This is a genomic window from Mesorhizobium mediterraneum (assembly GCF_002284565.1).
Taxonomy (GTDB): Bacteria; Pseudomonadota; Alphaproteobacteria; order Rhizobiales; family Rhizobiaceae; genus Mesorhizobium; species Mesorhizobium mediterraneum.
The window spans coordinates 80,889-94,846 of record NZ_NPKI01000046.1 but is presented as its reverse complement, the minus strand read 5'-3'; the positions used below and the strand labels follow the sequence as shown (position 1 = coordinate 94,846).

The window sequence follows — 13,958 nt, the reverse complement described above, 5'->3', positions numbered from 1 at the left end:
TCAGCGCCCTCAGCGACGCCTCGGTCTGCGTTTCGATGTCGCCGCGCACCATCTCGCCTGAAACCATTTGCAGGGAGCTGTCTGCCCGCCTTGGGAGGGCCAGTTCCGCCGCTCGCCCCTCAGTTGAGAAACCCAATAAACCGTCCCGCGAACAGCACCGACGTCCACAGCACCAGCGAAAGCACCGCCAGGATGGTGACGGTCCCGCCGGCCGGCTCGTCACCGCCTTTTGCGCGGCGCATGAAGACGAGGAAGTTGGCGCCGGCGAGGAGGATGAGCGTCATCTTGGTGAGGAAAATCGGCATCGCCGCATACTCCCTCGCCCTGACTGAGAAGAGCAGCGACCCCGTGACAAGCGCGCTGGCGAACGCGGTAAATGCGGTGCGGCGCAGCAACGCGACGAACGCCGCCTGCGGCAGTGAGCGGAAGGCGCCGAGGACTCTGAGGTCCATGAGCCAGACGCTGGTCAGCAGCGCGCCGATCGACATGATGTGGAGCGCATTGACTATGGGGTAGGCGACGAATGAGGCCTTCAATGCCCGCACGAAGGCGAGTTGCTCGATGCCGGCGAGGAACTCGTCCATTCAAGCCGGCGGCACACGGTCGGGATAGACGTCATAAGCCTTACCGTTGACAATGACGCGGGCTGCTTTCATGCGCTTTTCGGCCTCGTCGAGCGAGCGGTGGCCGATCGCGGTCACCTCGTCGCCGATCTTGGCAACCTCCTCCGTGAAGCCGGCGGCAATGGTTCGGGACGGCGGCGCCATCTCCACCCTCCAGACCTCTCCCTCTGCGTCGACATCCAGCGTGGCGTGCGGATTGCCGATATAGATGGCCGTGATTTTGCCCCGGAGTTCGAAAAACCCGTCCTCGGTCCACGACCAGCCGTGATGGGCGTAAGCCGCGGTGCCGGCGGCAAGGATCACTGCCGCTGCCAGCGTGACGTTCCGAATCCCGTTGAAAGGTGACTGCATCGCTCGCCTCCTCGGCTCATCCCGTCAGTATTCGAGAGTAGGTCGCCGCGCGGTAACGTCAAATCACATCGGTGCGAAGGCTGTCGGCCATGACCGCTATGGACCGTTCGCCCAGGCGCCGGCCGATCGATCGCCGACAGGCAATCGCTTCAGGTTGGCGCTGCCCCTCATTCCCTGCCGGGCATTTCTCCCCGTATAGTGACGGGGAGAAAGACGCTTTCGCAAAGGATTTCGCCAATCTCCAGCGATGCAGAAAACGTGCCGAGGTTGCGGCCAGCCTCTTCTCCCCGTCCCTATACGGGGAGAAGGTGCCGGCAGGCGGATGAGGGGCGGCACCGACATCGACAATTGGTCAGTCGAGCGCCAGTTTTGTCTGCAGCGATTGTCCCGCGGAATGAACGGTCCGGTCTTGCTTATGACGTATATGCACGCCATGTTCGGCCTGCCGCTCTTCTTCTCCATCGGATGAAGGTCGGAGACTTAACACCTGAACGAGGCAAACCATGAGCAGTATTAGAGACCGTCAGGAAGGCTTCGAAAAGAAGTTTGCGATGGACGAGGAGACGAAGTTCAAGGCCATGGCGCGGCGCAACAAGCTGCTCGGCCTGTGGGCCGCCGAAAAGCTCGGCAAGACCGGTGAGGACGCCGACGCCTATGCGAAAGAGGTGGTGCGCGCGGACTTCGAAGAGGCAGGCGACGACGATGTGTTCCGCAAGGTACGCGCCGATTTCGACGCGGCTGGCGTCGCCCAGTCGGATCATCAGATTCGCGGCGCCATGGCCGAACTGTTGGTGACCGCGGTCGAGCAGATCAAAACCAGCTGAGAGCAGCGCCAGCTTAAAGCGCATCGCGACGCGCTTTAAGTTCTTGTTTTATGCATGTCGTTATCCCAAAACCGCTGCGCACCCTCGGGTCAGGCCCGAGGGCATGCTTTTGGGCGACATGCACTAGCTGTGGGCGGCCACCAAATCCTTTATGCGCTCTTCGTGCATCCGCAGCGTCGGTAGCGTCTTCTTGGCGAATTCCTTCAGCGCCGGGTCTTCGCCCGACCGCGCATAGGTGGAAAACAGCGCCAATGCCTGCTTGTGCGCCTCGGTCTGCAGGACGATGTATTTCGCCTGGAATTCATCGCCGTCGAGGGTCTTTAGCTGGTCCAGCATCGCCTGGTCTTTCGGCAACAAAGCGGGGCCGCTCGGTGTCACCGAGGCGGTGGTCTGGCTCTGTTCGAGAGCTGCCTTGAAATCCTCACCAGCCTTGGTGTGATCCCTAACCATCAGCGAGGCGAAATCCTTCACATCGGCGGCGACGTTCTTTTGTTCGGCCAGCTTGCTGCTTTCAATCTCGAACCGGTTGGCGCTGGGGACGGTTTTGGTAAAGGTCTCGGTGTCGATCTTGGTTTCGCCGACAGCAGGTAAATCGGCCGGCGCTGCGGATTGGGCGAAGGCCGCCGACGTTGCAGCAAGCAGGGCAAGTGCGGCAGTGGCAAGATGCGGTCTCATTGGAACCTCCGGGGTTTCATGTGTCCTCGGAGTTCCAACGCGACTCAAGCGGCGAAGTTGCGCGGAGATTGGAGCGTCCTCCCTTCTCCCCCTGTGGGAGAAGGTGGCCTCGCGCAGCGAGGTCGGATGAGGGGTGTTCCAGCTTGGCGTTACGCCCACTCACAACCGCCCATCAACGCCGAGAGACGCACAATTGCCAACGCCTCATTTCTTCCAACACCCCTCTACCGTCTCGGCGCTAGCGCGCCGATCCACCTTCTCCCACAAGGGAGAAGGGAAGGCCCGCCTCAGTGGCAGCACGCGCCGGCATACTGCAGTTGCTCGTCCCAGTTCGGCCGGCCCTCCGGCGTGAAATCCATCAGGTTCCACAAGGGCTCGCAGGTGCCGACGGCGCGCGGATCCTGGCCGGGTTCGGACGGCGCGAAGCCAAGCTCGGAACTCCAGAAATGGCGGATGCCGTCGGCGTCGCGATGGAACACCGACAGCATCGGCAACTGCGCGCCATCGTCGGCCTCGGCGTGGTAGTCGCGCTTGAAGCTGTTGCCGGCCGAGGAGACCAGCCGCATGTTCGTCCAGCCGCGGTCGCGGCCAAGCGTGATCAGGTTTTCGAGCGCGGTCTTGCCCACCACGGCGAAATTGAAGCCGGCGGCCTCCAGATGGCCAATGGCGCCATCGAACTGGTCGAGCAGCGCCGTGCACGACGGACATGGCTGGTCCGGCCGCGCGAGCTTGGCCGTGCCGCCACTCGTCGCCACGTCGCGCGTCTCCTGCGGATGGCGCGGAAACATCATCGAGTAGACGATCAGCGTGTCCTTGCCAGGCGAAAACAGCTCCGACAGTGTTATGCGGGCCGGCTTGCCATCCGGGCCAAGCCCGTCGAACACATAGTCCTCAGGCACCAGCCCGCCAGGCGGCAGGGCACGACGGGCGACGGCCACATCCTCCATGGCGCGGCGCAGTTCGATTTCCTTCTGCAGCAGCGTTTCGCGGGCGGCGCGGTATTCCTGGGATTCGTTGGGAAAGGTGATCATCGTCATCTCCATCAGCCGTGCTTTTGGCGGCGCGCCGCACGCGGCAACACGCCTTGCCTCTCAAAGACGCGGGAACGGAGGCGGTTCCGACATTTGCGCCGGCCGCGATGCGATAAAATCTGGGCTGCCGCTTCAGCTACGGCGCTGTCGGCACCGGGCAGCTCGTATCGCCTTCCTGGCAATTGAGGTAGCCCTGAAAATCCTTCAGCCGATTGTTGGTGAGGCTCTCCTTGCAGCCGGCGATGACCATCGGATACATGCTGCCGGCCATATCGGGCGGGCCGCCCTGGAAAGCGCATTCGGAATCGCGGAAGGCGACCCAGGCGCGCTGCGCGCCTACCAGCAGCTTCTTCGTCGCCGCATCGTCCTTCAGCCGCCCCTCGATCTGCCTGTAGGCCTGGTTGAGCTTCTTGTCGGCTTCGGTGAACGACTTGCCGGCGCATTCGTTCATGGTCGCCTGGTCCTGCGCGTTGGCGCAATCGTCGGCACGCGCCGCGTTGGCAAGCAGCGGAACGGCGAGGATCAAGGTGGCGAGACCGGTTTTGGCCAGACCCGTTTTGGAATGCAAAAGCCGCATCGTGTTTCTCCGATTTCGAAAGCTCCCGCTGTAACAAAGCTTAACCGTGAGACGAATACAGGCAAGACGCAGTCTGTCGCCTTGGTGGACAGTTCCTTTCAGGCCGGCTCCGACGGCTGCGAAGCAATAGTGTTGCGGGGACGGGATGCATCTCACTGCATTTTTCGTTCAGGACTATAAGTCCATATCGGAGAAAACCATGCGCGAAGCCGACAATGACGAAATCGACCTGCGCTGCCCGCAGATCGTCGCAGACAACGCCGCCATGGGCCTCAGGCTGCGCGGCATATTTGGCCGCGGCGGGACCGAGATCGGCGTGGCGCGGGCCACCCAGCTCAAGAACCGGCAAAAGCTTTCGCCCTCCACCGTCCGGCGCATGGTCAGCTACTTCGCTCGCCATAAGGTCGACAAGAACGGCCGCAATTCCGGCAATGAGCAGGATCCGTCGGCCGGCTATATTGCCTGGCTTTTATGGGGTGGCGACGAAGGCCGCGCCTGGGCGCTCGGCGTCAAGCAGAAGATCGGCAACGCGCCCGACATCTGAACGGCAACAAAGCAGGTTCGTCTCGGGCTCTAGCCTTCCCAGTCGACTTCGAACATCCCCAGCCGCTCGTAGAGCCTGACGGCGGCGGCATTCTCAACCGTGTTGGTTTTGAGATCGACATGCGCAGCGCCCCGTGCGCGAAAGGCGGCGAAGACGTGCCACATCAGCGCTTCGGCGATGCCTCGGCTGCGCGCCCCGGGGTGGACGGCAAGGTCTTTCACGAACGCCCTCGTCCAGCACAGCGCCGCGCCCGCCAGCCGACCCTTGCTGTCGATGACCAGGAAACACAAAGCAGGATCGAATTCCGCGTCGTTTGAAACGCGCGGCCACCATTCGTCGAACGGCCCGTCGGCGCCATCGTCGAACACGGTGGTCAGCAGCGCATGCAAAGCGAGCGCGTCGGTGGCCTCGAGCCCGCGCATGACGAAGCCTTCCGGCCAGCGCGGCGGGGCAAGCGTGTCGTCGAGGATCTTGCGCAGTCTTATGTCGTTTGGCGCCGGCGGGCGCGGCTCAGGCATGGTGGTCAGGCATCGGGCTGCAGGCGACGCCGAGCGCGGTCGCGGCCAAGGCCGGTTTCTTCCAGCATGCCCTTGCGCTTGGCGTCGTAATAATAGCCGCTCTGGTAGAGCCGGTCGGCGCGGTTGGCGTTGCCGCCGGCCACCAGCCAGGCGCCGCGCAGGTATTTCACCGCATATTTCAGATTGGTCTCGGCGTCGAACAGCCCGCTCGCCGGCCCGACATAGCCCATGCCGCGCGCCGTCGCATGCTTGATCTGCATCAGCCCCCAATGGCCGCGATTGTAGGCTTTGGGATTGAAGGTGCTCTCGCGCTTGACGACGCGGCGCACCAGATCGACCGGCACCTCATAAAGGGCGGCGTATTTCTCGATCAGTCGCTCGATCTCGCCGCGCGGTCCCGTCGCGTACTCCTTGGCAGGGCTGGTCGAAAGCAGGTCGGACGGATCTTCAGGCACGACATAGGCGGCCTGCTGCACGCCGGGCATCGTCTTGCTTGTTTCGCCAGTGACCGGCATGGCCACAGCGGCCGTCGCATGGACAGGTGGCGTGGCGTCGCCCGCCAAGGCTGCAGGCGCAGTTGCGGCCAACGGGGTCGGGCCGGCGAAGGCGGCTGGCTGGGCAGGCGTCGCGGTGGGGTCGACAGCCAGCGCCGCCGTCTGGACAGGCGCGACGCCGGACGATTCCGGCAGCACCGAAACCGTGTCGGGCAGCACCAGCGTAAAGCCGACATCAGAGCCTGCGGCGGCGGTTTCAGTCAGGGAAGGCACCGGCTTCGTCTGCGAGGTCGAGGTGCAGCCGCTGAGGCCGGCCGCAGCGAGCATCACGCCGATCGCGGAAAAGATGATTTTTGCTGGCAAGCCGCGCTCGGGTCCGGTTCGTCTGTTAAGAAAATCCTTACACCAGCACCTTTCCCCCCGCAATCCGCAGCCTGTTGTGGACTTCGGATGGTTTTCGGGTGGCGACAATAACCTGAAAATGCGATATCTCGTTCTCGATATGTACTGGATTCCCATCCGTTTCTTCGGAAAGGAGCACATCATGGAAAGCACCCCTCAAGCCACCGCCGGCCACGCGGTCTTCGAAACCGTGATCGGCTTTATGGGCATCGCCTGGAGCAAAGCCGGACTGACGAGGCTCTGCCTGCCCCAGCGCAACCGCGACGCGGTGGAACGCCGGCTCTTGCACCATACCGGCAGCGCCGCTTCGAGCGCCCAACCGCAATGGGTTGCCGAGCTGATCGCGTCGATAAAGGCCTATGCAGCCGGCGAAGACGTCGATTTCTCCGGTGTGCCGGTCGATCTCACCGGCGTCGACGATTTCCGCCTCGCCATCTACGACGCGGCGCGCAAGCTCGCCTTTGGCGAGACCACCACCTATGGCGAGCTGGCCAAGCGCGCCGGCCATGCCGGGCTGGCGCGTGAGACGGGCGCAGCACTCGGCGCCAACCCAGTGCCGCTGGTCATCCCGTGCCACCGCATTCTTGCCGCCGGCGGCAAGATCGGCGGTTTTTCCGCGCCGGGCGGCTCGACCACCAAGGAAAAGATGCTGGCGATGGAAGGCGTGCGCGTCGGCCCGCCGCCGCCGGCGCAGGTCTCATTCGGCTTCTAGGGTGTTAGTTCGGAAAGATGCGCCGGCGGAAACGCCGGTCTGTGTCCACCCGCTTGCATTTGTAGACGACGCAGGACCTCGTATCGGCGCTCGGTACCGACGCCCGTGCCCTGACCTCACCCATGTTACAGAAACGCTGGCTCCGCACATAGCGGTCGTAGAGCGGCAGCCCCGGCGTGCGCGTCGACTGGTAACGCAAGATGACGGCGCCTTCCCGCGCAATCGTCGCCTGCACCCTGTCGCAACTCATGCGGCTCGGGTCATAGCGCGAGATCGCCTGCGCCTCGGCGGCCACCAGCGTCAGGCAGGCGGCAAGCAGAACAGTTTTCATGGTCCTCTCCCAAAAACAGGACCGGACGCTCGAAGGCGGCACGATCCTTCCCCGCAGCGTGCGCGATAAACAATGCGACCCACCGCAACACGCGACGTTACAAGGCTTTCACGCGATTGGGGCGGCCGTTGGGCAGCGCCGCGTCAGCGCCTTTTTTCGCGAAGTCTTGTTTTTTGCGGAGAAGCGGACTATATGAGGTCCATTGATATTTCGGCCGATCGATCCGGGCCTCGCGATATTCGCGTTTGCTGACGTCTATCTCCAAAATCTCGATACAAACCGGCTGGACTTCGGTTCGGTCAATCTAAAGCAAACGTATAAGGACTATCGAAATGGCAACAGGTACGGTCAAGTGGTTTAACTCCACCAAGGGTTTCGGCTTCATCCAGCCTGACAGCGGCGGCGCGGACGTTTTCGTTCACATCTCCGCAGTCGAGCGCGCTGGACTGTCGACCTTGGTCGAAGGCCAGAAGATCAACTTCGAGATCGAGCAGGACCGCCGCACTGGCAAGTCGTCCGCTGGATCTCTGAGCAAGGCAGCCTGATTTTGCGAATGGCGCGCGCCGGGCGATAGCTCGGGGCGCGCGGCAAGTCACGGATGTACTGACAGTCGCGCGAGAAGCGCACCGGAGCGGAAAGACCCCGACAAGCCGAAGCAGCAGATTGCTGCCGGCCCGGACCGGACGCTCCCGATCAGGCTACCAAGCATGGAAGGCGGGATTTTGTCCCGCCTTTTTGCTGTCTGGATTCCATCCCTGCTCGGTTTTCGTGTCGCGGCCGAAGGCCGCAAGGCCCGACCGGGCGTCGCGCCTCGTGGCGCGCCCCGTCCGGAGCGAACCGCGAAGCGGCGACGGGAGTGAGGACAGAACTAAGGCAGCCATTCCATCGGCACGTGCCCCTTGTCCGCCTCGACCTGTTTTAGCCAGGCCGCCACCGCCGGATAAGCGTCGAGCTGAAAACCGCCCATCTCGGCCGTATGCGTATAGGCGTAGAGCGCGATGTCGGCGACGCTCAATGCCTCGCCGGCAAAGAATGCCCTGCCCGCCAGATGCTTGTTCATCACGCCGAGCGCCTTGTTGCCGCGCTCCAGCGTCACCGCCAGCCGCTCCGGCGTCGCGTCCTTGGCCCGTTCGGGAAAGATCAGCAGCGCCTTGCGCACCGCGATATAGGGCTCGTGGCTGTACTGCTCGAAGAACAGCCATTGATAGGCCAGTGCGCGCTCGTATTTGTCGGCCGGCAGGAACCGCGTGCCTTCGGCGAGATAGAGCAGGATGGCGTTGGATTCGGCAAGCCGCCTGCCGTCGTCGAGCTCAAGCAGCGGCACCATGGCGTTCGGGTTCTTGGCGACATAGTCGGGCTTGCGGGTGTCGCCGGTATGCGAACTCACCTCGACATTGGTGAAGGCCATGCCGAGCTTGGCCATCAGAAGGCGCGGCTTGTAGCAATTGCCGCTGTCGATCATCCCATAAAGTATGGTCATTTTTGCTCCCATTGCTCGTGCGACGACAGCCAAGGCTCTATCCCGGCGGCAACGATTTGATCCAGTGATTTGTTTTGGCGCAACCATCAGCGCCGCTGATAGATCATCCAAATAACGGCACGACGTTGTTGTCCCTGCCAAGCAGCCGGTCGATGGGCAGCGGCTCCTCGTCGAAGACCGTGCCGGCCAGCGCCGGCCGCGCCAGATGATAACCCTGCAAAAGGTCGACGCCGCCATCCAGCGCGACGCGCAAACGAGTGGCATTCTCGATTCCTTCGACCAGCACCTTGGTGCCGCGGTCGTGCAGCGCCGAAACCAGCGGCCGGAAGAATCGTTCGGCGGCGACATGGCGACAGAATTCCGCAAACCAGGTGCCGTCGATCTTGACGATGTCAGGCTGGACAAGGGCGACCCGTTCTTCCGTCGAATGCCCGGTGCCGAAATCGTCGATGGCGATGCGGATGCCGTCACGCCGCATCTCGCGCACCAGGCTGACGAGCACCTTGTCGTCGGCCGCCTGCTCGGTGATCTCGCAGACCAGCATGCCGGGGTGCAGGTCGAACTCGGCGAGATGCCTGGTCATCAGCCTGATCTCGGCCAGCGCCCGCCCGGGGTCATCATTGAGCAGCGGATTATAGTTGAAGAACAGGTCGAGCCCGTCGACACCGATGTTGTGGAAGTTCCGGAGATGCAGCACCCGGCACATCGTCTCGACGAACAGGCGATCCGGCAGGGGCACGCCCTCAAAAAACACGGGTGGTGCGACCGACCTGCCGGCGCGGTGCGGTTCAATCAGGCCTTCGACCGCAACGGCCGTCAAAAACCTGCCGCGCGGCGCAAAAATCGGCTGGTAGGCGCTCCTCAGCCGGAACGCGCCATAGACGCCATATTCGATCCCGACTTCGTCGGCGAAGATCGCCTCGCCGACATTGCGCCGCCTGTCGTGCCGCCCGGTCATGGCACCACCTTGCGGCCGAAAGCCCGTTTCGGCCGCAGCGAGGACGATACAGTCGCAGGCGCATCGCCGGCATTGGACACTGCCGCGGGCATCTGCCTGTCCTTGCCGAAAACGTGAAAGCTGGTCGGCGCAAGCTCCGGGCGCGCCAGCGCGAATCCCTGCACCATCGAGGCTCCCGATTTCTCGGCCAATTCAAGCTGCCAGCCCTCCTCGATGCCCTCGAACACCGTGCGGATGCCTTGCTCTTCGAAACTTGCCACCATGGCGGTCAGCAGCGCGAAGCCGGCGCCGGACTCCATCAGTTGCATGATCCAGCGTGCGTCGAACTTGACGATATCAGGCCTGAGCTCCTTGATGCGGTTGATGTCGGACTCATCGGCACCATAGTCGTCGACGGCGATGCGAAACCCATTGGCCCTGAGCGCCTCGACGAAATTGTAGAGGGTTTCCTGCGACGCCGATTTCTGCTCGGTCACCTCGCAGACGACGCGGTTCGCATCGATATCAGCCTCATGCAGCACCAGCCGCATGTCGCGCAGCGCCTTGTCGGCGATGCTGCGATCGGTGAACACGGACGGGTCGAAATTGATGAAGATGGACGCCTCTGGCGGCAGGCTGGCACCGGCGTTCAGAAGGTGCAGCGTCCTTGTCAGCGCCTCGATATGCAGGCGGTCGACCGTCGGACAGGTGTTGAAAAAACTCATCGGCGCCTGCGGCTCGCCATCGCGGAACGGCCGGATCAGCCCCTCGAATGCGGTGACCGACAATTTTCCGTTGCTGAAGGCGAAGATCGGCTGGAAAGCGCTCTGCAGCGTATGGGTGCCCCAGACACCGCTGGCGGTGCCGTCGTCATGACGGACGATATGGGCAAGCCCGATGCTGCGCGACACGGTTCCTCGCTTTGCGAGACTGGCGGAATGGATCCAGCCACTCGGGGTTTTACCGCCGGTAAGTGAATTTATTGTTGCCGGATTTGCCGGGGATTTGAGATCTGGCTCATCCGACAGTGCTTGCGCTTGGCGGAATGATGCGACATGAGATGCGCCGCGGTTGGATGGACCGCCTGCACCCCAAAGGAGACAATATCGTCATGGCCTTTCTTGCCGACGTCCTTTCCCGCGTTAAGCCTTCCGCGACCATCGCAGTGACGCAGAAAGCGCGCGAGCTGAAAAACGCCGGCCGTGACGTGATCGGGCTGGGTGCCGGCGAGCCGGACTTCGACACGCCGGACAACATCAAGAACGCAGCGATCGACGCCATCCGCCGCGGCGAAACGAAATATCCGCCGGTTTCCGGCATCGTGCCGCTGCGCGAGGCGATCGCGAAAAAATTCAAGCGCGAGAACAATCTCGACTATCGGCCGGAGCAGACCATCGTCGGCACCGGCGGCAAGCAGATCCTGTTCAATGCCTTCATGGCGACGCTGAACCCCGGCGACGAGGTCATCATACCGAGGCCGTACTGGGTCAGCTATCCCGAGATGGTGGCGATCTGCGGCGGCACCTCAGCCTTTGCCGACACCTCCATCGACAACGGCTTCAAGCTGACGGCGGCGGCGCTGGAAAAGGCGATCACACCGCGCACCAAATGGCTGTTGATGAACTCGCCGTCGAACCCTTCGGGCGCCGCCTATACCGAGGCTGAATTGCGCGATCTGGCCGACGTGCTGTTGAAGCATCCGCATGTCTGGGTGCTGACCGACGACATGTATGAGCACCTGATCTATGGCGACTTCGTCTTCAAGACAATCGCCGAGGTCGAGCCGAAGCTTTATGAGCGCACCCTGACCATGAACGGCGTGTCGAAGGCCTATGCCATGACCGGCTGGCGCATCGGCTATGCGGCCGGGCCGGTGGCGCTGATCAAGGCGATGGACATGATCCAGGGCCAGCAGACGTCCGGCGCCTGCACCATCGCGCAGTGGGCGTCGGTCGAGGCGCTGAACGGTCCGCAGGATTTCATTGCGAAAAACAAGGCGATCTTCCAGGCGCGGCGCGATCTCGTCGTGTCGATGCTCAACCAGGCGCGCGGCATCACATGCCCATCGCCCGAAGGCGCCTTCTATGTCTATCCGTCCTGCGCCAAGCTGATCGGCAAGAAGACCAAAGCCGGCAAGGTGATAGACAGCGACGAGACCTTCTGCTCGGAGCTGATCGAGGCGGAGGGCGTGGCGGTCGTGTTCGGCTCGGCTTTTGGCCTCGGCCCGAACTTCCGCATCTCCTACGCCACATCCGAGGCGTTGCTCGAAGAGGCCTGCACGCGCATCCAGCGCTTCACCGCCTCGCTGACCTGATCAGGGCATCCCGAACGCCAAAACCCGGCCGCGAGCCGGGTTTTCGAGGCGATAGGCACCAGCCTCATCCCTGCTCATTGGTTTCGCGCGCCGAACGTGCCTCGGCCGGCGCCAGAATGGCGACCAGAAGCCCGGCCGTGACGAACGAGACGATGGCCGCCGTCAGCATCGCCGCATGGAAGCCGCCGGCATAGGCGGCTGCGAACAGAGCGCGCAGGCCGTCCTCTCCCATCGCCGCATCGGCTGCGAAATCGTGTCTTGAAACGGCGGCGCGAGCCACCGCTCCAGCATTGGCGACCCCAGCATTTTCAAGATGCCCCGTCAGCAGGGTTGCTGCCCGCATGCTCATCAGGGCGCCGAGCAGCGCGATGCCGATGGCGGTCCCGCTCTGGCGGGTTGCGTTGATCACCGCCGACACCATGCTCGACCGCTCGCGCGGCGCAAACGACATCGCGGCGGCGCTGCCGGTCGGGATCGACAGCGCGTTGCCGAGGCCGCCGACGGCAAACAGCAGGCCGATCGTCACATAGGGGCTTGAGGCTTCAACCCAGCACATGCCCAGCATGGAAAACCCGCTCGAAAGATAGCCGGCGGCCATCAGCGCCGAATGTCCGTAGCGCTGACTGAGCCCGCCGATCGCCGGCGACACGACCATCTGGACAAGGAACAGCGGCGCCATGCGCAAGCCGGTCTGTGTCGGCGACCAGCCCTGGGCCTGCTGCAGGAACATCGAATAAAGGAAGACGCCGGTGTAGGAGGTGAGGCCGAGCGCGAACGATGCGACATTGGCGACGGCAAAGCGAATGTCGCGAAACAGGCCAAGCGGCAGCATCGGCCGCGGCGTGCGCGCCTCGAAGGCAAGGAAGACTGCCAAGCCGGCCAGGCCGGCAACAACGGCCGTGACCGTCCGCGGATCGCCCCAACCGTTTTCACCTGCCGATATCAGGCCAAAGGTCAGCGCGCCCAGCCACAGAATGCTGAGCGCCAGGCCGACAAGGTCGAGATGAGCATGCTCGGGGTGGGAAGTCTCTACGATCGAAGCTGCACCCAGCACGATCGTGGCCAAGCCGAGCGGCAGGTTGATCAGGAAAATGCTCTGCCATCCGGCGGCTTCGACCAGGATGCCGCCGACGACGGGGCCGGCGAGCAGCGAGATGGCGGCAAACGACGCCCAGCCGCCAATGACGCCGGCGCGCTCGCGGGCATCGGGAAACGCCTGCGTCAGGATCGACAGCGCGCCCGGAATGATCAGCGATCCGGCGATCCCCTGCACCACCCGGCCTGCCAGCAGCACCGGCAGGTTGGGCGCGATTGCACAGATGGCAGAACCAGCCACGAAGATGCCGATGCCTGCCAGCCAGGAGCGCTTGCGCCCGTAGCGGTCACCGATCAGGCCTGCCGACAGCATGAAGGCAGACAGGCAAAGCGTGTAGGCGTCGATCACCCATTGCAGCCCGGCGAAGTCGATGCCGAGCGCAATCTGGATCGTCGGCAGGGCGACATTGACGATGCTGATGTCGAGCAGCGCGACGAATGTGCCGAGATAGACGGCGGCAACAAGAGGCAAGCGACGATTCGACATGACGACTCCAAACCTAAGTGTTGAAATCACCTATAATGACCAGACGCGACGCGCTTTTAGGACCGATCAAAAGCGCCCGGCTCAGCCGCCATACTGCTCGTCCGTCACCTTCTCCAGCCAGTCGGCATGGACGCCGTCGATTGCCTCCTGCATGGCGATATGCTCCATCGCCGATTTCGGGGCAGCGCCGTGCCAATGCTTTTCATCAGGCGCAAACGAGATAACGTCGCCGGCCCGGATCTCCTGTATCGGCCCGCCCCAGCTTTGCGCGAGGCCGGCGCCTGATACGACGTAGAGCGTCTGCCCAAGCGGATGCGTGTGCCAGTGGGTACGCGCGCCGGGCTCGAAACTGACCATGATGGCGCGCAGACGCGCCGGGGCTTCCTTCTCGATGATCGGCGTCTGCAACACACGGCCGGTGAAGTACTTTTCCGGCGCAATGACGGTCGGCACGCTGCCGCAGGCAATGATCTTCATCGTCGCGAATCCTCAAGCTGATGGCGGACCGGTCGGCGACGGCCGTTCCTTTTTTGTGGCAAGAAACGGGCACTTTCGTCCGATAA

19 protein-coding genes are annotated in these 13,958 nt (G+C 63.2%); 6 read left to right on the top strand and 13 right to left on the bottom strand.

Annotated features, from left to right (window positions below):
• Positions 1-119: 119 nt before the first annotated feature.
• Positions 120-584: a DUF6644 family protein gene (locus CIT25_RS31005; RefSeq protein WP_095488915.1), complete on the bottom strand. Its 465-nt coding sequence runs from the start codon at positions 582-584 to the stop codon at positions 120-122.
• Entirely contained in the window at positions 585-974 is a 390-nt protein-coding gene (locus tag CIT25_RS31000) for a DUF6152 family protein (RefSeq protein ID WP_095488914.1), read from the bottom strand.
• 503 nt (positions 975-1,477) lie between these two features.
• Here CIT25_RS31000 and CIT25_RS30990 point away from each other — a divergent pair.
• Entirely contained in the window at positions 1,478-1,798 is a 321-nt protein-coding gene (locus CIT25_RS30990) for a DUF1476 domain-containing protein (RefSeq protein WP_095488912.1), read from the top strand.
• Positions 1,799-1,921: 123 nt separating this feature from the next.
• Here the strand turns inward: CIT25_RS30990 and CIT25_RS30985 are convergent, their stop codons facing one another.
• From CIT25_RS30985 to CIT25_RS30975, 3 genes are all read right to left on the bottom strand, one after another.
• On the bottom strand, positions 1,922-2,473 hold the full coding sequence (locus CIT25_RS30985) for a DUF4142 domain-containing protein (protein ID WP_095488911.1): 552 nt from the start codon (positions 2,471-2,473) through the stop codon (positions 1,922-1,924).
• 287 nt (positions 2,474-2,760) lie between these two features.
• Positions 2,761-3,504, bottom strand: coding sequence for a DUF899 family protein (locus CIT25_RS30980; RefSeq protein WP_095489225.1), 744 nt, complete (start codon positions 3,502-3,504; stop codon positions 2,761-2,763).
• Between the two features lie 136 nt (positions 3,505-3,640).
• Complete coding sequence (locus CIT25_RS30975; protein WP_095488910.1) at positions 3,641-4,081, bottom strand: lysozyme inhibitor LprI family protein; 441 nt, start codon at positions 4,079-4,081, stop codon at positions 3,641-3,643.
• Between the two features lie 199 nt (positions 4,082-4,280).
• Between CIT25_RS30975 and CIT25_RS30970 the strand changes: the two genes are divergently transcribed.
• Complete coding sequence (locus CIT25_RS30970) at positions 4,281-4,625, top strand: hypothetical protein (RefSeq protein WP_095489224.1); 345 nt, start codon at positions 4,281-4,283, stop codon at positions 4,623-4,625.
• Positions 4,626-4,654: 29 nt separating this feature from the next.
• Here CIT25_RS30970 and CIT25_RS30965 read toward each other — a convergent pair whose 3' ends face one another.
• Both CIT25_RS30965 and CIT25_RS30960 read right to left on the bottom strand, forming a co-directional pair.
• Positions 4,655-5,143 (bottom strand): GNAT family N-acetyltransferase, encoded by a 489-nt coding sequence (locus CIT25_RS30965; RefSeq protein WP_095488909.1) that lies wholly within the window; start codon positions 5,141-5,143, stop codon positions 4,655-4,657.
• A 5-nt stretch (positions 5,144-5,148) separates the two neighbouring features.
• Positions 5,149-6,000, bottom strand: coding sequence for a lytic transglycosylase domain-containing protein (locus tag CIT25_RS30960; protein WP_095488908.1), 852 nt, complete (start codon positions 5,998-6,000; stop codon positions 5,149-5,151).
• A 181-nt stretch (positions 6,001-6,181) separates the two neighbouring features.
• Here CIT25_RS30960 and CIT25_RS30955 point away from each other — a divergent pair, with 181 nt between their 5' ends.
• Positions 6,182-6,751 carry a methylated-DNA--[protein]-cysteine S-methyltransferase gene (locus CIT25_RS30955; RefSeq protein WP_095489223.1) on the top strand — a complete coding sequence of 190 codons (570 nt, stop codon included), beginning with the start codon at positions 6,182-6,184 and terminating at the stop codon, positions 6,749-6,751.
• A gap of 4 nt (positions 6,752-6,755) precedes the next feature.
• On the opposite strand, the gene CIT25_RS30950 is transcribed toward CIT25_RS30955, so the two are convergent.
• Positions 6,756-7,082: a hypothetical protein gene (locus tag CIT25_RS30950; RefSeq protein WP_095488907.1), complete on the bottom strand. Its 327-nt coding sequence runs from the start codon at positions 7,080-7,082 to the stop codon at positions 6,756-6,758.
• On the opposite strand from CIT25_RS30950, the gene CIT25_RS36625 reads away from it, so the two are divergent.
• Both CIT25_RS36625 and CIT25_RS30945 read left to right on the top strand, forming a co-directional pair.
• Complete coding sequence (locus CIT25_RS36625; protein WP_158302696.1) at positions 7,081-7,278, top strand: hypothetical protein; 198 nt, start codon at positions 7,081-7,083, stop codon at positions 7,276-7,278. The two genes, CIT25_RS30950 and CIT25_RS36625, sit on opposite strands and share 2 nt — an antisense overlap.
• 136 nt (positions 7,279-7,414) lie before the next feature.
• Entirely contained in the window at positions 7,415-7,627 is a 213-nt protein-coding gene (locus tag CIT25_RS30945; RefSeq protein WP_023678332.1) for a cold-shock protein, read from the top strand.
• 323 nt (positions 7,628-7,950) lie between these two features.
• Here CIT25_RS30945 and CIT25_RS30940 read toward each other — a convergent pair whose 3' ends face one another.
• The 3 genes from CIT25_RS30940 to CIT25_RS30930 form a co-directional block, all read right to left on the bottom strand.
• A complete protein-coding gene (locus CIT25_RS30940) occupies positions 7,951-8,562 on the bottom strand; it encodes a glutathione S-transferase family protein (protein ID WP_095488906.1) in 612 nt (203 codons plus the stop codon).
• Positions 8,563-8,665: 103 nt separating this feature from the next.
• Positions 8,666-9,520, bottom strand: a complete 855-nt coding sequence (locus CIT25_RS30935) for an EAL domain-containing protein (RefSeq protein ID WP_095488905.1) — start codon at positions 9,518-9,520, stop codon at positions 8,666-8,668.
• Entirely contained in the window at positions 9,517-10,410 is an 894-nt protein-coding gene (locus tag CIT25_RS30930) for an EAL domain-containing protein (protein ID WP_095488904.1), read from the bottom strand. The genes CIT25_RS30935 and CIT25_RS30930 overlap by 4 nt, the downstream gene beginning before the upstream one ends.
• Before the next feature lie 200 nt (positions 10,411-10,610).
• On the opposite strand from CIT25_RS30930, the gene CIT25_RS30925 reads away from it, so the two are divergent.
• Positions 10,611-11,813 (top strand): pyridoxal phosphate-dependent aminotransferase, encoded by a 1,203-nt coding sequence (locus CIT25_RS30925; RefSeq protein ID WP_095489222.1) that lies wholly within the window; start codon positions 10,611-10,613, stop codon positions 11,811-11,813.
• Between the two features lie 64 nt (positions 11,814-11,877).
• Here the strand turns inward: CIT25_RS30925 and CIT25_RS30920 are convergent, their stop codons facing one another.
• Both CIT25_RS30920 and CIT25_RS30915 read right to left on the bottom strand, forming a co-directional pair.
• Positions 11,878-13,395, bottom strand: a complete 1,518-nt coding sequence (locus CIT25_RS30920; protein ID WP_095488903.1) for an MFS transporter — start codon at positions 13,393-13,395, stop codon at positions 11,878-11,880.
• An 81-nt stretch (positions 13,396-13,476) separates the two neighbouring features.
• Positions 13,477-13,872 carry a (R)-mandelonitrile lyase gene (locus tag CIT25_RS30915; protein ID WP_095488902.1) on the bottom strand — a complete coding sequence of 132 codons (396 nt, stop codon included), beginning with the start codon at positions 13,870-13,872 and terminating at the stop codon, positions 13,477-13,479.
• Between the last annotated feature and the right edge of the window lie 86 nt (positions 13,873-13,958).